Raw genomic sequence first — 19,867 nt, forward strand, 5'->3', positions numbered from 1 at the left:
AGGTTTTGTGTTAGCCCACATCTATGTGCTAGTCGGTACCATAGATACTTGGGGCGGGATGCTACAAAGATGTACCGGCCTCGGTGGGTTTTGGCCCTACCGACAGCGTGCCGAACCGCCGGAGAGATGGCTTTTTCTCGCTTGCCAACCGATTATGGACATGCGCGTTCTCGCTTTCGATGGCCGGATGGGGGCAAGCGGCGATATGATCCTCGCCGCCCTCCTCGATGCCGGTGCCGACCCCGACGTCTTAGCGCCTGTGACCGACGCCCTCGAGGTCGAATATAAGATCGACACCGTCGACAAAAGCGGCATCGCCGCGACGTCGGTCGACGTGTTCCTGACAGACGACGACTCGGACGGCCACGACCACGAGGAGTCGGACCACGATCAGGGCGACTCGAGTCACGATCACGAGCACAGCCACGACCATGGCAATGGTCACAGCCACGGGCACGATCATAACCATGGACACCACGATCACGGCCATGACCACGATCACGATGGCGTCCACGCCGAAGGACACGGCCCCCACCGCAGCTATCTCGAGGTCCGCGAAATCGTCGCCGACATGGACCTCGAGCCAGCGGTCGAACGCGACGCGCTCGCGATCTTCGAACTCCTCGGCGAGGCTGAAGCGGGCGTCCACGGCGAGGACCTCGAGTCGATTCACTTCCACGAGGTCGGGGCCGACGACGCGATCGCGGACGTGGTCGGCGCCGCGGCGCTGCTCCATGACCTCGAGCCAGAGCGCGTCGTCACCACACCGCTTGCGACAGGCGGTGGAACCGTGTCGATGAGCCACGGTGAGTACCCCATCCCCGCGCCAGCGGTCGTCGAAATCGCCGAGCGGGCCGACTGGTCGCTCCGTGGCGGCCCAGTCGACGCCGAACTGCTGACGCCGACTGGCGCAGCGATTTTGGGCCACATTGCCGAAGGTATCGAGACACTGCCGACGCTCTCGCTCGAGGGGTCGGGCTACGGCGCAGGTGGCTACGATCTCGATCCGCACCCGAACGTCCTCCGCGTGCTGGTCGGCGACGGCAGCGGCAAGGGTGAGTTAGTCGAAGACGACATCGCTGTCCTCGAGACCAACCTCGACGACGCGACGCCCGAAGTGCTGGGCGGGCTGCAAGAGTCACTCGCGGACGCGGGCGCGCGCGATGTGTCGATCATCCCTGCGACGATGAAGAAGTCCCGGCCTGGCCACCTCGTGAAAGTGATCTGCAAACCCGACGATCGGGAACGCGTCGCTCGAGCGCTGGCCGAAGAGACGGGCACGCTGGGGATTCGTGACGCAGGGGCAACCCACCGGTGGATCGCCACCCGGGAGTTCGAGGCGGTGACACTCGAGGTCGATGGCGACGAATACGAGGTCGCCGTGAAAATCGCGAGTGACTCCGAGGGCAACGTATACGACGTGAGTGCAGAGTACGACGATGCGGCGGCGGTCGCACGGGAAACGACGCTCCCGATTCGAACCGTGTTGAAACGGGCCGAAGCGGCTGCCAGTGTCGATCGCACGGGAGAGTGATCGTCGCGACGGCCCATCGTCTCTCGAGGTGAACTGTGTTCGCGATCAGGACGAAGTCACTGTCAGTCCCCCTCGAGCGTGCTCAAAACGACACCCGTCACACCGTGACGGCCGATCGGCGTTCGATGTCGGTCCGTCAACCAGTTCCAACCAACAAATAAAAAGACAGTATCGTAATCGATCGTCTCAGCTAGAGAGGATCGGAATCAGATCTCCGAAATCGAAGTCGTCGTCACCATCGTTGTTGTCGCCGTTGTCCTCGGATATGTCCTCGGAGGAGACAGTGCCGGTGAACGGATAGCTGGTCGTATCGACCTCGTAGTCATGCGTCTCACCGTCGGCAGCGATGCTGACGATATCGGGGGCATCAGCGCCGGCGTATCCTTCGTAGGTCCACTCCACTTCGACCGGGCCATTCTCGTTGTAGTCTTTGACGTTCAGCGAGATCTCGTCGTTCTTGTCTACCTTTTCGATCGCGAACTGGTCACCAGTCCACGTTGCCTGCGCTAACTGCTCGAGTTCGCCGCCATCGTCGTTGTAAAACGTGATCGTATCGATAGCGGCCGCCTCGCTGTCGGCTTCCTCAGTACCGTCATCGGCGCTGTCGCCATCACCATCGCCGACAGTGTCGCCGTCACCGTTGCTGTCGTCGTTATCGTCTGCCGACATATCGTAGGAGTCGACCGTGCCGGTGAACGGATAGCTGGTCGTATCGACCTCGTAGTCACGCGTCTCACCGTCGGCAGTGACGCGGACGATATCGGGGGCATCAGCGCCGGCGTACCCTTCGTAGGTCCACTCCACTTCGACCGGGCCGTTGTCATTGTAGTCTTTGACGTTCAGCGAGATTTCGTCGTTCTTGTCCAACTTTTCGACCGTGAACTCGTCGTGATCGTCGTTCCACGTCGCCTGTGCGAGCTGCTCGAGTTCGCCACCATCGTCGTTATAAAACGTGATGGTGTCGATAGCAGCTGCCTCGCTATCGTGTTCCTCGGCAGTCGCCGTTCCGGCGACACCTGCGAACAGCATGCTACCGACGAGAGCGACCGCCAGCAGTACAGTGAATTTCCGTTTCATAGTGTGTTGATATTGGTTGTCTGGGTGATCGCACACGTACTCGAACAGGTGTCCGATCAGGACGTAGATCGTCACGGAGCGTCGTGTCGCTTGCAACCCGTGACTCCCTGCCCCTTCCCACGATGCGTCACCCAGTCGAAATCGACCGTATCGGCCCACATGAAGGCGGAACACCGTTCAAACTGATAGCTACTATCTAAATTGCGTAATGGTGCACGTGATATTAAAACAAAGAATGTATTTATTTGCTGTATTTAAAAGATAAAATCATATGATAGCGTTAGGAGGCTGATATACATCGCAGTCCAAAGTATAGGGTACGTAGTATCTTTAGCGGTCATATCACGGATAGCATAATTCACCAAATTGGTAGCGAGTCGGTGGACAGGCAGTGACGTGGCGTACCGATACAAGCAAGATAGCAGTCGTCAGTCTCACTCTGAGCACAGCCAAACTGCTGGCGATACTGATCGCAGGGCTGTCGCGTGATGAAGTTTGATACGGGCTCCTGTCAGCCAGTCCCGGTGGGGCCACGGCCGCCCTTCGGTCCCACCGGGACATCGGGACAGCAGACCGGATGAATGACGATCGGTGGCTTTCGACGGGACAACTCGAGACAAAGCACCGTCTCTAGCTCTCGAGCTGACGCACATTCCACTAGACAGTCTCTCAGCGCAGTGATTCTGATCCAACTGTACTCGAGGGACGCGGTCTCTACTGAGTGGCCGCGATCACGACTGGCGTCTTTCGGCGTGTGACGCTGTGTTTCGACGAGTCGATGTGGCCGCGATACCTGGGTTGTTCCTCGCAGAAGCCGAGAGCGGGGCGAGAGATAACTGCATCTGAGAGTCAGGGTAGGCAGTTACTTCGATCTGGTAACCTGTCTATTCCGAACTCATTGCTGTGTATAGTAAAGTTACCACTCCCAATACGCTGTTTCACCCCGAAAGGGTGAGTGAGACAGATGGTACACGAAATTAGACGGTTGCACCGAACTGAAAGTACTGCCCTCGCGAACGTCGCGGGGGCAGGTACGGATACGGCCGCCGTCTTCACGAGCCAGCGACTGCGTCCGGCAGATCTGGACTCGCGAGCTCACGACGCTGACAGTCGACTCGGTCTCTGACTACTCGAAAACAGACAACCAATACAAAAATGACAACAAAACCGACAACTCTCGAAAAAGGACGCGCAGTAGTACTGGCGGGACTCATGGTCCTGTCCGTGATTGCGATGTCCGTGGCGTTTGCAGGCGGAGCAGCGGCAGCAACCGAAGACAGTGTCACGTTCAACGATCAGGCCATCGGTGTCTATAACGGCTCAGACACCATGGTCGTTGGGCCCATCTACGCTCAGGAAGGACAGTACCTCGAGGTCACAGACGAGTCCGGAGAGGTCGTTGATGAGATGGTGATTCCTGAGGATGCCACGGATGCTGCTATCTTCGTGACCCCTGACGAACCGGGAGAGTACACTGCGACGCTCTACTCCGAAGAGGGCGGTGACGAAATAGACGACGATGACGCGATGATCTACGACGCCACCATCGAACTGTCCGATCAGAAATCTGCGAAGGGCACGCTCGAGCAGGTCACTGTCGACACAGCGAGCCTGCTGGATGGCGACGATGACGACACCGAGTTCGATGTCGTCCTGACTGATTCGGACGGCAACGAACTCGGTCGTGCAACCGAGCTAACCGGGACGAACGAAGATGTCACGATCGACACATCGAAGATTACTGCGCAGACCGAGGTTACGGCGACGATCTTCGTCGACGATGAACCGCTCCAGACCTACGATGAAGACGCCGGAAACTTCGTTTCCGTGTCCGACTCGGCCACCGTGGACCCGGACATGAAGAACAAACACGACGACAAGGAAGACGATACCAAGCACGACAAGAAGAAAGGTGACAAGGACTACACCGAGAAAGGTGAGAAGGACAAGTCTGCTGGCGGCGATAGCGCCAACGGCGATGACAGCACCGACTCGGGAGTCTCGAACGATGCGAGCACCGACCAGGATACGTCTGCGGAAACAAATCAGGACCAAAACGTCGATCAATCGAACGATCAAGACGCTGAGAACGACCAGGATCAGGACGCGTCGCAGTCGAACAGCGGTGACAGTATGCCCGGGTTCGGCGTCGGCGTCGCCCTGGTCGCACTCCTCGGCGCAGCCATGCTGGCATTCCGTCAGCAGAACTAAGCTGCAGTAACTACCGAATCACTTCGGCCACTCCGGTTTCATTTTCCCGGCACTGCTATTTTTCAGAGCGGTCTGGTACTTACTTGGCGGCGGCAGCTGAGGCACCGCCAAAGGAGATCGCGTTGCTATTCCTCGGCATCGATAACGGTTCCCGTGATCCGCTTGGTTTTGGGCCCGGGATCAACTACGATAAAAAGCGTGGATCGAAAATCGGAGATGGGTTTTGCCGCGGTGTTACAGTGCGGCGTTGACGAACTCCTCTAGATTGACGATTGGGACGGCGACACTGTTTGCATTAGTGTCAGCATCCTGGTCCTGGTCAGCATCTGGCTGGTTCGTCTGCTCGTTCGTGGCTTCTTGGTCTTGGGTGAGGTCGTTCGTCTGGGTGGCGTCGTTGGATGCATCCGCATTACCGTCGCCAGCCAGTGCGATGTTGTCACCCTGCTCAGCCTCGTTCGACTGCTCAGCCTCTTGGTCTTGGTTGTTCTCGGCGTCTTGCTCGTTCGACTGATCGACGTCTTGGTTCTGGTCAGTCGTCGCCTCCGTATTTTGGTCGACGCTAGCGTCGGTATCGACGCCAGCGTTGTTCTGGAATTCGCCTGCGGCCGCTGTTCCAGCGACCCCCACGAATGTGAGGCCGCCGATCACTGCTACCGTCAGTGCGAGTGTGAGTGCGCGTTTCATAGTTATAGCCGTTTACGGGCGCACGTGTCAATTAGATTCGACCCGTCACTAGTCTCTTCTCGCCGCTACCAATCTCGCTCCGCTATAGCACGTTGCCCAACTGGTAGCCACCTCGGAGATGAATATGAACCCCGGGAACGGTTTCGATTAAAACGCCGAATTAGTCCATCAAAAGGCATCAAAACGATGTTCTCGTATCTCTGAATGTTGCCTATTTATATTCCATATATGCGACTACAAAAACAAATATTTAAGCACACGTTCAGAACAAAGTCCGTTCTAATAAATAAAAATCCTAATTCATTTCTAATGGACAATCGAGCACCGAACACTGCAAATCTGAAGAGATACTCATGGATACGATAGACTGACCCGTACTTATTTACAGTCGTTTCATTCTGTCCGTGTCTTGCAGTTTCAATCGTATAGCCGAATGTTTCCCTGTGAGATGGTTCGACGACTGGTTGCGATTCGTCTCTCAGTAGTGCTTTTCTCGAGACTACAGTATCTCCCGCACTATTAGCGAGATCTGGTCTTTTTCAATTCATCATCGTAAATACAAATATCAGAATTAATAGTCTAAAACCACTATAACACTACAGAGTATCAGAATGTCGAGTCAATGACAGCACTCCGCAACCGTGCTGGGGTGGGACGGAAACTCGAGACAGCAACCCGGATCAATAGCCGGAACAGAGCCGGGATCGCTGTTGCTGCAGTGACGGCTGGGTCGCGAGCCGAACCGAATATGACGGCTGAAGCAGCACACCCTCGAGAACGGCAACGATCTCTACTTCGCCTTTGGCATAGAACTCAGTAATCAGCTGCGTGATAAGTGTTGGTGCAGATACCGTTTCTCGTGGGCTGCTTCGTTCTGAACTCGAGATCAGTTGCAGAAAAAACGCGGAACGAAAATCGATGTGGATGTTACCGCAGCGTTACAGTGCGGCGTTGACGAAGTCGGTCAGGTTGGTTATCGGGACAGCGATGCTACCTGCACCAGTCTTCCCTTTCTGGTCCTGGTCCGCATCTGGCTTGTTGTCCTGATCGTTCTTGGCCTCTTGATCCTGGTGGAGCTTGTTCGTCTGGTCAGCATTGTTGAATGCATACGCGTTACCGCCGCCAGACAGTGCGATGTTGTCACCCTGGTCAAGTTCGTTCCCTTGCTCAGCCTCCTGGTCCTGTTCGTTCTCGCCGTCTTGCTCGGACGACTGATCAGTGTCTTGGGCCTGATCAGTCGCCGCATCCGTACCTTGGTCGACGCTATTGTCGGTATCGACGCCAGCGTCGTTCTGGAAGTTGCCTGCGGCCGCTGTTCCAGCGAACCCCATGAATGTGAGGCCGCCGATCAGTGCTACCGTCAGTGCGAGCGTGAGTGCACGTTTCATAGTTTTTGCGTGTCGGGCATACGTGTCGGATCATCCGACACAGCTCGTCGCCAACTCCTCGTCAACGCTACTGATCTTTCACTGCCATGGCACGTTGCCCAGGTGATAGCCACCTCGGAGACCAATATGAACCCCAGGAACAGTTTCGACTAAAACGCCGAATTGGCGGGTATAAGGCCCAGAGAACAGCTTTCTTGCATCTCTGACTATCCTCTGTACGAGTTCGATATCAAATCATCAGCAAATAAATACAGAGACGTAACTCCGAAAGATAGTCCACTTTCACGATCAAATCAATCCGTTATTTTCGAGCCACATCTGTATAATGAATGTGTACAATATGATCTGTTATTGATGTATACAGTGGGCCGATCGGCACCCGCGTACACTTGTTCTGTCCTACCCGTGTTTTGTGGTTTCTGGGATCTAGTCAGCCATTTCTCCGAACGCCGTTTGATGACGTTGTGATTTTTACTCAGTGAAACTCTTGTCCCGCTGGTAGTCGGCTGCTGCGTTCTTATAACTGCTAGATAACAAAGACTGTGTCCGGCTGTTAGCAGTTTATACCGATGACAGTCAATACGAACGGACTCTCAGCACAGGTGTCTGGACCGGACAACAACAGCTTATGACGAGACTCTCGAGTCTAACAGCACTGTTGGTCGCTGCGCTGGTCGTCCTCTCGATGGCCGGACCTGGATCCGGGGCCGCTGTTGCCGCAGAGACAACCGAGACATCAGCCGAACCGAGTTCGACGGCCGAGGCCGTAACGACACTCGAGGACGACGACGAACTCTACTTCGTCTTCGGTGCAGACCTGGGGAATCAGTCGCTTGATGAGTTCCTCGAGTCCCAGCTGGCGACCCCGGCCGACCCGAGCGTCGATGCCAACCGGGAGGAAATCGCCGATGTTGTGCAGTACCAAGACGTCGAGAAGGTGAATTTCAATCAGCAAGGCGGGGCAGTCTCCATTGCGATCGGCGGCGGGGAGGCGACCGCCATTCAGGAGGAGACACAGCAGAACACGAACAGTCAGGTCGGTGAAGCGACCGCTGAGAGCACCGTGGCACCGTCCCAGGACCTCAGCTTCGAGAACGTCGGCGACGTACACATCGTCTTCGGTAACAGTGACGACCGGGGGTTCAACGGATGGAGCGTTCGTGACGAGACCGACGGCAGTGGTCGGGACAGCGGACTGGCGACTGAGACGTCGACCACCCAACAGCAAAACGTCAGCCAGGTCAATTTCAACGACCAGAGTACTGCCATCGCGCTCGCTGAGAACGAGAGCACCGCACTGGCGTATCAACGCTCTACACAGACCAACAAGAATCGACAGCAAGGATCGACGACCCTCCGCGAGACTGGCACTACTGCTGGCGCTGCCGATCAGTCTGCACAGGCAAGCATCGATCAGTCACAGACCCTCTCACAGAGCAACCAGAACCAACAGGGGATGGCAGTCGCGATTGCGGTCGGCAGCAACTCCGTTGCGACGGCCGTCCAGCTCACCGATCAAACGAATCTCAACGAACAGTACGCGTCCGTCGAAACGCTCTCCCACCTCGAGTCGATGGCAGGGATGAACGTCGCCACGGCGGACGAAGCCAACAGTAGCGTGCTGACGACGGGTGGCGAGGGGACCAACGGTGACGAGACAGCCGACGTCAGTATGACCCAATACCAACACACAGAACAGGTAAACATTAACTTACAGAGTGCAGCAGTCGCGGTCGCACTCGACGGAAGCAACGCGACCGCGATCCAGCTGGCCGAACAGCGTAATTACAACGAGCAGATCGGTGTGGCGACGGCAGCCTCCATCTACGAAAACGTCACCGCCAACGCCGGAACCGTGATTAGCAACGAAACGACGCTAACGATCGGCGGGGACGCCATTCGCGGAACGGCACCGATCACGATCGGGCACGACGGCGAGAACGGCGAGAACGACCAGCGGACCACCGACGAACAGTCCTCGAGTGCCCACTTCGAACAGATCCAGTTCGTCACCCAAGAAAACAGGAACCGGCAACAGGCCGCGATCGCCGTCGCCGAACGCAACGCGAGTGCGAACGCGTCGCAGATAACGATTCAGCGGAACAGAAACGTACGCTTCGCCGACGGTGAGGCGACCGTCGATACGAGCGGCGACACTACGGAGAGCGGCGACGGAACCGGCAGTGAAACGGTCGAAAACGGGTCCGGAAGCGATCCCGCCACCGGGCCAACCAAGAAGAAAGCAGCCAAGAAATCCGATCCGACTGATGATGAGACGAACGACAACGTGACTGACGACGAGACAACGTTGCCCGACACTGACGCTGGTGACGAGACGGCCGACGACGTGTCTTCGGATGAGCCACGCGCCGCTCCGTCCGATGAGAGGGGTGATTCGATCCCTGGGTTCGGCGTCGCCGTCGCCCTCGTCGCGTTGCTCGCTGCTGGCTTGTTCGCGACACGCAAAGAAAACTAACCATCATCACTGACGGAGCGGTTCCAACCCGAACTGGCCGTCCGGTTTTCGCCTACTTGGACGTTCGCTTCCAGTCGGTTACCCACTGATACGGACTCCTGTCAGTCAGTGCCGGTGCACCCGCGACCCGCACTGCGGGCCAACCGGGACAGCGGGACAGCAGCCCGGATGAGTCGAGCGCTCGAACGCTCGTCGCTCACTCTTTTAGGTCATTGGTGTCCGACGACTTACGATCCGACTCGTCGCGGTGCTCGGCGAGCGCTTCGTTGATCGTCAATTCGCCGGCGGCAACCCGCCGGGCCAGCAGTTCGTCGATCGCCCGGTTTTCCTCGCTTTGCTCGCGCGAGCGGTCTTTTATCATCTGTAACTCGCCGTCCGTCGGCTCGATATCGCGCGCGTCGATGACCTCGCCCTCGCGGCGTGCGATATTGACGGCCGCGAGGACGTCACCCATGCCTCGCGCGCCCGTTCCCAGATAGGGCGTCGTCCCCGTCTCGTCGACGAGTTCGACTCGAACGGTGTCGAGTTCGTTGACCAGTTTCGCGCTCTCGAGACGGGAGCCGTTACCGATGCGGACGATCGGAGATGGTGCTTCGTCGGCCTCGCGGCGAATCAGGTCAACGGCGTCGCCGAGCGGAACCTGAAACGCCGCAACGACCGTTTCGCCGGTGAGAACGGCGATACCAGGGTTACGTCCTGGATCGACGCCAATGATCGTCCGGCCGCCGTCGCCACGAACTGTGGCCAGCGCCTGATCGACCGCACGCCGAGGCGCGTCCGGATCGGCGACGACCGTCGGGATAGCACCGAAGGCGTCGGCATGATCGGGTCCGGTGACGACGACATCGGTGTGCTCTGGGAGTTCCTCGTCGGGCTCGACGGTCGTGAACGTCGTCCCGCGCTCGCGGAGCTCGGTGACGACGCCGTGGTACACTTCGAAATCTGACGTGGCGACGACGATCACACTGTAGCGTTCGGTCTCACTATGAATAAACGTACACACAGATGACGCGTCCTGACCACAGCGTCAACGGAATCTCACTACGAAATCACCGGCCTCGAGGATGTCACGGAGCACTACTCCATTCGTTGACTATCGAAGTTCGAAACCGGAAGAAACCACAGCAGCGGTCGTTGTATACCGAACTCTGTGTCACAGATAAAGACTGAACGGATGCAGGTGACAGTTCATCATCGATGATTGTCTGTAGATACGTGTTGATGAGTCGAATATTGAGACGGGGGATATCCCTCGTGATGGTTGCGGTTCTCATGGTGAGTATGGTCGGGCCTGGCGTTGCAGCGGCTGCGCCATCGGCCACGGCGACTGCCACGACTGACAACGTCGTTACGAACACGAACCATGCCACGACAACGAACAGCGAGACAGTAACTTCGCAATTCCAGCAGGAACAGGCTGACTCCTGTTCCCCGCTTGAGACACGCTTAGCCAGTATTTTCAGCACGTACGGATACACAGTACCAGACAGCCTCGCCGACTGTATTGATCACGACTCGAGTGCTGTCGATAGCGATGAGCCGTCGGAAACGGGACCGGATACTCCCGACTCGGACGACGACACTGACGAGACCGCAGACGAGAGCGACACCGACGAAACCGACGAGACCGAGGAGCCGAGTGACACGACCGACGATTCGTCCGACAGTGACGAGACCGAGACCGACGAAACCGACGACTCGGCAGACACTGACTCCAACTCCGATGCTGACGAGACGGACGAAGAGTCGACCGACGACACGACTGACTCCTCGACTGACGAAGAAACTGACACTGACACCACAACGGACGGCCAAGACGGCGACCAGACTGACTCTTCGACTGACGAAGAAACTGACACTGACACCACGACGGATAGCCAAGACGGCGACCAGACCGACTTCTCGGCTGACGAGGAGACTGACGGCTTCGATCGCGCCGCCGTCGAGCGTGGGATCCACGAGGCCGTCAACGACGAACGAACCGCGCGTGGCCTGAACGAACTGGCGTTCGATACGGAACTCCGTGACATCGCACGAGAGCACAGCCGGGACATGGCTGAGCGGGACTACTTCTCTCACACGAGCCCTGAAGGAGATACCTTCGCCGACCGCTACGCCGACGCGGGATACACGTGTCGTGTCGATGGCAGCGACAACACGTACTACACCGGTGGCGAGAACATCGCACAGACGTGGTACGACACGGCCGTTCGGACCGATGGCGGTACCGACACGTACACCACCGAAACCGAACTCGCGAACGCGATTGTCACCCAGTGGATGAACTCGTCGGGCCACAGAGAGAACATTCTCGCATCGCAGTGGGAGAACGAAGGCATCGGCATCTACATGACCGACGACGGCAAAGTGTACGCGACGCAGAACTTCTGCTAACTGCCGTACACACGTCGCAGCATTTTTGACGCATATCTCGTCGTTGCGACCAGCCTGCGATCGGTTCGCAGGCCGATACTCGAGTGCGGTCGCAGTCTCCCGAATGGCGATCACACACAACAGCCGACGCCGATCGCTGGCCCGTTTCGGGGCCTTTTTCCTCACAGCCGGCCAACTCGAACCGTGACCGACGAGGCGATTTCGACCGGCTGTGACCCGGTCGACGAGTTGCTCGGTGGGGGGTTCGAACGCGGGACTGTCACGCAGTTGTACGGGCCACCGGCCGCCGGGAAGACGAATCTCGCGCTGTCGGCGGCTGTCGAAACGGCCGTCGACGGTGGCACCGTCGTCTACATCGACACCGAAGGCATCTCCGTCGACCGCTTCCAGCAGTTGCTCGAGGCCACCGTCGATGACGGCCCGGCTCGAAACGGCGCTGACGACGCTCTCGAAGCGGTCGCCTCACGGATCGTCATCGAGGACGTACTGGACTTCGAGGAGCAAGCTGAAGCCGTCCGCGATGCCGAGGAGTTCGCTGAGCGCGCCGACCTGATCGTGGTAGACAGCGCGACTGGCTTCTACCGGCTCGAGCGAACCGGCGACGGCGACGACGGCGAGGCACTGCGAAACGTCACCCGGCAGGTGACCCACCTGCTCTCGCTGGCGCGAAAACACGATCTCGCAGTCGTCCTGACGAATCAGGTCTTTTCCGATCCGGACTCGGATCGCACACGGGGACTGGGCGGCAATACCTTGGAACACTGGACCGGGGCTGTCGTCCGCCTCGAGCGCTTCCGTGGCGGCAATCGGCGCGCAACGCTCGAGAAACACCGCTCGAAACCCGCCGGGGAATCGGTTCAGTTCCGGATTACGGCAACCGGGCTCGAGGGAGCCGACGAGCTGGGCCGCCCCTGAGAGCCGGACTCGGAATCGCTTGCTCACTACGGACGACTGTCAGTCAGTGCCGGCCGGCCGCGACCCGCACTGCGGGCCCACCGGGACATCGGGACAGCAGACCGTAACGGCAGTCTCGTGAACTCGTTGAATCCACTCTCGTTCCGCCACCAAATATAAAAACTTTGATCAGTTTCGTCCGAGCGCGCCCAGTCTAGATCTCGTTGAGCTTTCGCAGGAGCTGGCCGCGGTACTCCTCGTCGCTGGTGACGCCTTTGAGTTCTAAGACGTTGCGCTCGAGTTTGTCCAGTGCGACCCGGAAGGCGTTCTCGGCGCCGTAGCCTTCGCCGGTGCCGGCGACTTGCCCTTTGTTGGTGCGCAGACGGATCTGCGCCTGCACGAGCGGGGTTCCACGGAGTTTCTCGTTGTGTTCGTGGAAGCGGACGTGGGCGTGCATCACCTGCATGTCGGCGTACTTGTCCGAGACATCCTCGATGCTCTGAACGATCGACTCCCGGGTGATGGTGTCGAGCATCGAGATATTGGTGATCTGCACGTCCATGTGCTCTTCCTCGGTAAACGTCAGCGCACGCAGGATGTCCGTCTTGGTGATGACGCCGATGACGACGCGGTCGTCGTCCGCCGGCGTGACCATCAGGCCCGCGTAGTCGTCCTCGAGCATCGCCTCGGCGGCCTCCTTGGCGGTCGCCTCGAGCGTCGTCGTCTGGACGGGGCTGTTCATGATGTCGTAGACGGGGACGTCGAGCATCCGCTGGCTGTCGCCGACCCGGTCGCCGGTCGTCGTCGTGTCGTCCTCTCGGATGACGAAGTCGGCGATGTCGTGCGTCGTCACGACGCCGGAGAGGTAGCCGTTCTCGTTGAGAATCGGCAGCCGGGAGATGCCGTGCTCGCGGAGCAGGTTGATCGCCTTGCCGATCCCGTCGTCCTCACGGAGCGTGACCGGATCGTCGGTGTAGATGTCCTCGACAGTGAGGGCATCGAGGTTGTCCAGAACCGCCTCGAGGATGTCGTCGTTGCTGATGACGCCCCAGAGGTCGCCGTGTTCAAAAACCGGCGCGACCTTCGCGTTGCTCTCGACGAGGACGCGTGCGGTCTCGCGGACGTCCTCCTGACGGTCGACCTTAGGCGATGGCGTGCTCCGGCTGGGTTTGGTAAGTGCGGATACCTTCGCGTCGTCCTCGACGTGAGACTGGAGGACTTCCCGCTCGCTGATGACACCCTCGTAGTCCCCGTCGTTCGTCACGATAATTCCCTTGGGGTTGCCGTTCTCGAACTGCGAACGGACCTTCCCCATGCGCGTGCCAGCGTCGACTTCGATAAACTCCGTGGTGGCGATATCAGCGATATTCATCCTTCTATCCTGATGTACTGGCCCCCACGTATTTAAGATACTGCCCGTTTTGGCCGGGTGGATCCAGCCCAGGGGTTTTTATACCTGCCGTTGAATTGCAGCCGATGCTCGACATCAGCGTCTTCGGCCGCTACACCTACCTCGTCACCGAGATCGTGTGGGGAACCGTCGCCGCTCTCCTGTTACGTCGCGCGAACGCGCTCCGAAAGGCTGCGGTAACGATCCTCGCACTGTATCCGATCGCCTACGTCTGGGACCGGTACACCCTCGCCGTCGGCGTCTTCGACATCAACCTTCGGACCGGCATCGATGTCGCCGGCATTCCGCTCGAGGAACACCTGTTCATGGCGGTCGTCCCCGGACTCGTCGTCGGGATTCACGAGACGATCTTTGGCGACGGGGCAGAGCCCGGCAGCTCCACGTGAACTACCCCGCCCTACTCGCCGCCTTCGGCGGCTCCTTGAGGGCGGGGGCTTGGCACCCTCAACGCCACCGCTAAGCGTGTGTCGCTCGTCGACGATGCGGGCGTAGGCTGTCGGATGATCCGATCAGCCTTCCCGTTCGCGCAGCGTCGCCAGATCGTCGGTGATTTGTTGTCTGGATACCCGCGGCGACTCTGGGTTCCGTTGGGCCTGGAGCTTGTAGGCCCGTTCGACGTATCCGTCTTGATTCGCAAGGAGGATCACACCCGTGTGATCGAACATGTAGGCGTCCATGTCCTCCGGCTCTGTTTTGATGAAATACACGCCGTAGTTCTCCTGAACGACTTCCTTCGCACGGTCCTTGTTCTCGGGCCGCAGGAAGTACCAGTTCCCATCATCCATCTCGACCCGGTGGTCGTCGGCCCACTCCCGGAAGGCGTCGGCATCGTCTCTGGCGGGGTCGAACGTCGTCTCGACGAACGACACCTGATCACTATATCCTTCCTCGCGTGCGTAGTCCTGTGTCTGCGCCATGAGAGCGGTCAGACGGGGACACATCGTCATGCATGTCGTATAGATGAACGTCACCAGCAGATCTGTCTCGAAGTCGTCGGGGATCGAGACCTCGGTGCCGTCCCGCAACGGTGCCGGCAGGGTCGCCGACGGGAGCGCTTGGCCATGCGTCGGGAACGGGAGATTGGACGGATCATCGACTCCCTCCCACTCTTTCGCGTCGAGATACGTATTCGACCCGCCGTCGCTACCGCTGCCTAACATGCCCATACAGCCGCTCAGGCTCAGTGCAACACCGGAGCCAACCGACGCAAGCAGTGTCCGTTTGCGCATCGATATCGACGGTTGCAGCCTCAACCTAAAGCTTCATCTGGTATAGACATCGAAACCGCGCACTCGAGTGAGCGGACGACCGTTGTATCAAACGTTTCAGATGTCTCAGCCGCTGTGAGCGGTCGCGGTTCTCTTGTAGCCACGGGCCAACTGTCGACGCGATGGATCGGCGGCGGCCCGCGACGGGAGACACGAACGCCGACGGGAGCACCGACCGTGCACTCGTGCGGGGACTGGTGAATCTCCTCGTCGCCATCCTCCTCGTCTGTTCGCTCGCGCTCGGAACCGCCCTCTTTGCACCGCAGCTCATCGACGGTCTCGACATCGGCGAGCAACCCTCTCCCAGTCCCGAGCCGCCACCAGCCGGCGAGCGAAACCCTTCAGTGGCCGACCCCGGTGATCCGGGGGCCTCGAGTTACGAGACCGACGTCGAGGTGGTTCGCTCTGCGACCGTCGAGGACTTCGTCCACGCCAAAATTAACGACCGACGAGCTGCCCACGACCTCCCGCCGCTCGAGTGGGATGGGACAGTCGCGTCCGTCGCACGCGCACACAGCACCGATATGGCCCGACGTGACTACTTTGCCCACCGGAATCCGGACGGGGAAGCGCCCGCCGACCGGTTTCAGGACGTCGGCGACTACTGCCGCGGATACGGCGAAAACATCGCCCAAACGTGGCTCGACCGCCGCGTCAGCAGCGCCAGCGGTGACGGCATCGTTCGCCACCAAACTGCCGAGGGGCTCGCGACCGGGCTAGTCAACCAGTGGATGAACTCCACGTCCCACCGGCAGGCCATCCTCGAGGAGGGTCGCACGCCCGGCTGGGATCGCGCCGGCGTCGGCGTCTACATCACCGATGACGGGGCGGTCTACGCGGGGCAGAACTTCTGTCAGGAGTGGTGATCGCTCGGTGGATGTTCTTGTCTCGAGTGGGACTCAGGACTGATACTGCCGGTCAGAACGACGTGACGATCGGTCGCGCTGCTGCGGCCGTCACCGGTGAAGACGGCCGCGAATTCGAGACCGACTTCGTATTGACTGCTGTCCGACAGTATGTGACTCACGATTGCTGACAGCCGCGGCGAAAAAAAACCGACACTGACCGAGACACAGAGAGTGCGAACGACTTACAGGTTCATGGTCTGCACTACTGTACAGTCCCTATGGAGGTTCCCGAGACGCTCACTGCGATCTATCGAACGGCGAGCGACCGCGATCTAACCTTTCTCGCGGCCGGGTTCGCGTATTACGCGTTCGTGTCGCTCATCCCGCTGGTCTTGCTCGCGCTTGTCGCCGGCTCGATACTCGGTGGCGAGCAGACAGCCGAGCAGTTGATCACCGCTGCTGGCGACTTCCTCCCGGCGGCAGGCGAAGAACTCGTTACTGATGCCCTGACGACCGAATCCGGGCGCGCTGAGGCGACCATCGTCGCGCTCGTCGTCGCCGCATGGGGTGCGCTCAAAGTCTTCCGGGGACTGAGCCTGGCGTTCGACAAGGTCTACGACGAGGTGGCCGAGGATTCGATGGTCGACCAGATCAGGGACGGACTCACCGTCATCGTCGCCGGCGCAGGCGCGCTCGTGTTGATGATCGGGATCGGGGCACTGCTTGCGATCGTTGCCGATACCATCCCGTTCGTCGGTGCCCTTGGCTGGCTCTCGTTGCTGATCGGGCTCATCTTCGTCTTCCTGCCGATCTACTACGTCCTGCCGCCGATTCCGGTCGACCTGCGCGAGGTGCTCCCCGGCGCGGTCTTCGCCGCCGTCGGGTGGACGATCCTGCAGTTCGGCTTCCAGATTTATGCGGCAAACGCCGCCCAGTACGAGGCCTATGGTGCCGTCGGCGTGGTCCTCCTGTTTGTCACCTGGCTCTACTTCGCCGGCATCATCATCCTCGTCGGTGCCGTCCTCAACGTCGTCCGGGCACACCCCCCGCTCGCGGAGTAACTCGATCGAGTCACGATCGTCTCGAATTCCGGACTGTCGGAACAGGGGAACAGTTATGTCTTCGGCAGCGCCAGACTGCCATCATGAGCGACGAGCGTGCAGCCGATTCGGACGGTGCCGACAATGCCGAGTCGGGCGACAGCCTCGAGCCAGGTGGTGGCCCACAGCGTGTTGTCTCTGAGGAGAGCGTCGACGACATTCTCGCGTCGCTCGATGAGACGAAATCCGAGTCAGTGGACTCGAGCGACACGACCGCCACGGCAGATGAGCCTGATGCCGTGACGACCACGTTCGACGAGGACGACGTTCCGGCAGCCGACGAGACGACCGACGACGCGAGTCAGCCAGACACAGGGTCGGCCACCGAGACTGCGACGGCCGACCACACAGTTGCTGACAGCGAGTCGGGCGCGGACACAGCCGACGACACTGCCGACACCGCCGCTCCGTCTGAGACGGGCGCAACCGCGGACGACGCGACGACGGTCGATGCCGCCGCCTCGAGCCTGCCCGACGACGCCTCGCTCGAGGAACTGGCCGCCCGCGTCGAGGACGGGACCGTCACGGGCGCGGACGTTCGAGCGGCCGAGGCCGGCGACGGCCGCGAGTCGACCCCCGAGATCGACGAGGTCGAGCTCTCGCTTGACGATCTCGAGACGTCCGGCGTCGGTGACACGGGAAGCGATCCCGATGTACCCGACGATGCTGGCCCACTGGCCGGCTCGGTCGACCGCGACCCACAACCCAACGCGAACGACGATGGCGACGATGGCGACGACAGCGACGACAGTCCGGGACTGCTCGGTCGCCTCAAAAACCGCTTCTCACTGTAGCACGCCTTCGTTTCGAGCCCCCGCCGAGCATTGGCGTCGTGCTCAGCCGACGAGCGTGATGAGCACGAACAGCGTCGCGATCGAGAGCAACGTCGTGACGAAGACGTTCAGCGATGCGAACTCCCGGTCGCCGCCGAGTTCGTTCGCGAAGACGAACGTCGAGACGGCCGTCGGCGTTCCGAACATCACCACGCTAGCGGTGAACGTCGCCGAATCGACGGCGAGCGTCGAGAAGACGGCCCACGCGAGCACTGGCATCAGCCCGATTTTGAGCGCGACGACGGTAGCAGTCGCCTCGAGATCGATGTCGGCGGGATCGACCTGCAGCGATGCGCCCACACAGAGCAACGCGATCGGCAACGCCAGCGAGCCGACGGCGTCGAGCCCGGTTGCGGCAGCCGACGGAACCGACAGTCCGAGCGAGCCGACGGCGAGTCCGCCGACCAGCGTTGCAAGGACCGGATTGGTCGCGAGTCCGCGGAGTTCCTTCGCGAGCGACACGTCGGCTCCGTTCAGCGTCGACAAGACGAGAATCGTCAGCGGCATCTGCGTCAGTGTCACAACGCCCAACACGACGCTTGCGATCGCTGTCACCGACGCATCGAACGTCGCTGCGACCAGCGGCAAGCCGAGATAGCCCAGATTCGAGTGATACGACTGGACGATGGCGACGCTGCGACGCGCGCTCGAGTCACGATTCCGGTGGACGAGCGCGGCGAGCCCCACGGTCGTAAACAGCACGAAAAGGAGGCCACCGACCAGTGCCGGCGAGAGCAACTCACCGATGGCTCTGTCGTAGGTAGAGACGAAGATCAGCGCCGGCAGCGCGACGTAGTACGCGAAGGCGTTCAGCAGTTCGGTCCGACGGCGATCGAGGATGCCGGTCGTCCGCAATCCGGCACCGACCAGCAACACTGCGAGCAGCGCCAGCAGCCGACCGACGACTTCCATGTCAAGGCCCAGTTGATTCGGGGGTTTGTACCGTTCGGTCGTCCACGGCTATCTTAATACAGCGAGAGAATCCCGCCCTTCCGGAGAGTGACGAGTGTTCCGACGTACTGTCGGAACCGAGGAGCGAACAGGGCGGGAGTGAATCGCGTAAGCTCTGGGCAACAGCCCACTCGGTTTCTCCCTTCTGAATACCCCACGTCACAAGAATTATCCGTCTTGGGTGTCTCGTATCTGGGGAGGCAAAATGGAGGATCATCTGCAAACCGGGTCGCACACAGTATACGCGCTCCAGTATCACTTCGTGACCGTCACGAAGTACCGTGCCGATATTCTCACGGATGAGCGGCTTGAGCGTGTCGCTGAAATCGCCCACGATATTGCAGATGACTTCGAGGCTGACATCAAGAACGTGGACGGCGGAACCGACCACGTTCACATCCTGTTTCGGACCAAACCAACCACAGACCTCACGAAGTTCATCAACTCGCTCAAAGGTGTCACGTCCCGCCGGATTCGGTCGGAGTTTCCCGAAGTGACACAGACGCTCGAAGATGCGTTCTGGCAACCCGGGTACTTCCTCGCCACGACCGGCCAAGTGAGCATCGACGTGCTAATGGACTATGTGGACAACCAGTAGCATGACTGCAACAACCACGAAAACGCTGGAAGCGACACTTGCCCCACCGACAGCACACAAAGAGCGGAAACTGTGTGACCTCCTCGACACCTACCGTGAGGGGCTACGCGAGGCGTTCGACGCCGGGTGTGACACGATGAGTGCAACCAGCGACGTGGTGACGCCCTACGACCTGCCGTATCAGGCGAAAGCAGCGCTGT

17 protein-coding genes and 1 pseudogene are annotated in these 19,867 nt (G+C 59.8%); 11 read left to right on the top strand and 7 right to left on the bottom strand.

The genetic code is table 11. The features are described from left to right. Window positions 1-160: 160 nt before the first annotated feature. Window positions 161-1,534 carry a nickel pincer cofactor biosynthesis protein LarC gene (gene larC, locus C476_RS13670; RefSeq protein WP_049911884.1) on the top strand — a complete coding sequence of 458 codons (1,374 nt, stop codon included), beginning with the start codon at window positions 161-163 and terminating at the stop codon, window positions 1,532-1,534. A gap of 186 nt (window positions 1,535-1,720) precedes the next feature. Here the strand turns inward: larC and C476_RS17895 are convergent, their stop codons facing one another. Then, complete coding sequence (locus tag C476_RS17895; protein WP_152418210.1) at window positions 1,721-2,611, bottom strand: hypothetical protein; 891 nt, start codon at window positions 2,609-2,611, stop codon at window positions 1,721-1,723. Window positions 2,612-3,766: 1,155 nt separating this feature from the next. Between C476_RS17895 and C476_RS13680 the strand changes: the two genes are divergently transcribed. After that, entirely contained in the window at window positions 3,767-4,822 is a 1,056-nt protein-coding gene (locus C476_RS13680; RefSeq protein WP_083857066.1) for a PGF-CTERM sorting domain-containing protein, read from the top strand. 234 nt (window positions 4,823-5,056) lie between these two features. Here the strand turns inward: C476_RS13680 and C476_RS13685 are convergent, their stop codons facing one another. Further along, window positions 5,057-5,506 carry a hypothetical protein gene (locus C476_RS13685; protein WP_008013966.1) on the bottom strand — a complete coding sequence of 150 codons (450 nt, stop codon included), beginning with the start codon at window positions 5,504-5,506 and terminating at the stop codon, window positions 5,057-5,059. A 938-nt stretch (window positions 5,507-6,444) separates the two neighbouring features. Further along, complete coding sequence (locus tag C476_RS13690; protein ID WP_008013968.1) at window positions 6,445-6,894, bottom strand: hypothetical protein; 450 nt, start codon at window positions 6,892-6,894, stop codon at window positions 6,445-6,447. Window positions 6,895-7,522: 628 nt separating this feature from the next. On the opposite strand from C476_RS13690, the gene C476_RS13695 reads away from it, so the two are divergent. Continuing rightward, window positions 7,523-9,370 (top strand): PGF-CTERM sorting domain-containing protein, encoded by a 1,848-nt coding sequence (locus C476_RS13695; protein ID WP_008013970.1) that lies wholly within the window; start codon window positions 7,523-7,525, stop codon window positions 9,368-9,370. A gap of 196 nt (window positions 9,371-9,566) precedes the next feature. Here the strand turns inward: C476_RS13695 and C476_RS13700 are convergent, their stop codons facing one another. Continuing rightward, window positions 9,567-10,334 carry a hypothetical protein gene (locus tag C476_RS13700; protein WP_008013972.1) on the bottom strand — a complete coding sequence of 256 codons (768 nt, stop codon included), beginning with the start codon at window positions 10,332-10,334 and terminating at the stop codon, window positions 9,567-9,569. A gap of 293 nt (window positions 10,335-10,627) precedes the next feature. Here C476_RS13700 and C476_RS13705 point away from each other — a divergent pair, with 293 nt between their 5' ends. Both C476_RS13705 and radB read left to right on the top strand, forming a co-directional pair. Beyond that, window positions 10,628-11,764 (top strand): CAP domain-containing protein, encoded by a 1,137-nt coding sequence (locus C476_RS13705; protein ID WP_008013974.1) that lies wholly within the window; start codon window positions 10,628-10,630, stop codon window positions 11,762-11,764. Window positions 11,765-11,947: 183 nt separating this feature from the next. After that, window positions 11,948-12,679, top strand: coding sequence for a DNA repair and recombination protein RadB (radB, locus tag C476_RS13710; protein WP_008013975.1), 732 nt, complete (start codon window positions 11,948-11,950; stop codon window positions 12,677-12,679). A gap of 193 nt (window positions 12,680-12,872) precedes the next feature. Here the strand turns inward: radB and C476_RS13715 are convergent, their stop codons facing one another. Further along, a complete protein-coding gene (locus C476_RS13715) occupies window positions 12,873-14,030 on the bottom strand; it encodes a CBS domain-containing protein (protein ID WP_008013977.1) in 1,158 nt (385 codons plus the stop codon). Window positions 14,031-14,134: 104 nt separating this feature from the next. Here C476_RS13715 and C476_RS13720 point away from each other — a divergent pair, with 104 nt between their 5' ends. Then, window positions 14,135-14,455, top strand: coding sequence for a lycopene cyclase domain-containing protein (locus tag C476_RS13720; protein ID WP_008013979.1), 321 nt, complete (start codon window positions 14,135-14,137; stop codon window positions 14,453-14,455). A 123-nt stretch (window positions 14,456-14,578) separates the two neighbouring features. Here the strand turns inward: C476_RS13720 and C476_RS13725 are convergent, their stop codons facing one another. Further along, window positions 14,579-15,298, bottom strand: coding sequence for an SCO family protein (locus C476_RS13725; RefSeq protein WP_008013981.1), 720 nt, complete (start codon window positions 15,296-15,298; stop codon window positions 14,579-14,581). A 161-nt stretch (window positions 15,299-15,459) separates the two neighbouring features. Here C476_RS13725 and C476_RS13730 point away from each other — a divergent pair, with 161 nt between their 5' ends. From C476_RS13730 to C476_RS13740, 3 genes are all read left to right on the top strand, one after another. Further along, window positions 15,460-16,203 (top strand): CAP domain-containing protein, encoded by a 744-nt coding sequence (locus tag C476_RS13730; protein ID WP_008013983.1) that lies wholly within the window; start codon window positions 15,460-15,462, stop codon window positions 16,201-16,203. A 260-nt stretch (window positions 16,204-16,463) separates the two neighbouring features. Continuing rightward, window positions 16,464-17,246: a YihY/virulence factor BrkB family protein gene (locus C476_RS13735; RefSeq protein WP_008013984.1), complete on the top strand. Its 783-nt coding sequence runs from the start codon at window positions 16,464-16,466 to the stop codon at window positions 17,244-17,246. Between the two features lie 83 nt (window positions 17,247-17,329). Continuing rightward, window positions 17,330-18,079 (top strand): hypothetical protein, encoded by a 750-nt coding sequence (locus C476_RS13740; protein WP_008013985.1) that lies wholly within the window; start codon window positions 17,330-17,332, stop codon window positions 18,077-18,079. Window positions 18,080-18,121: 42 nt separating this feature from the next. Here C476_RS13740 and C476_RS13745 read toward each other — a convergent pair whose 3' ends face one another. Beyond that, window positions 18,122-19,030, bottom strand: coding sequence for an AEC family transporter (locus tag C476_RS13745; protein WP_008013986.1), 909 nt, complete (start codon window positions 19,028-19,030; stop codon window positions 18,122-18,124). Between the two features lie 244 nt (window positions 19,031-19,274). On the opposite strand from C476_RS13745, the gene tnpA reads away from it, so the two are divergent. Further along, window positions 19,275-19,667 (top strand): IS200/IS605 family transposase, encoded by a 393-nt coding sequence (gene tnpA / locus C476_RS13750; RefSeq protein WP_008013987.1) that lies wholly within the window; start codon window positions 19,275-19,277, stop codon window positions 19,665-19,667. A 1-nt stretch (window position 19,668) separates the two neighbouring features. Further along, window positions 19,669-19,867 (top strand): annotated as a pseudogene (locus C476_RS13755) (RNA-guided endonuclease TnpB family protein); the annotation flags it as partial.

Origin of the sequence: Natrinema limicola JCM 13563, from assembly GCF_000337475.1 — an archaeon.
Taxonomy (GTDB): domain Archaea; phylum Halobacteriota; class Halobacteria; order Halobacteriales; family Natrialbaceae; genus Natrinema; species Natrinema limicola.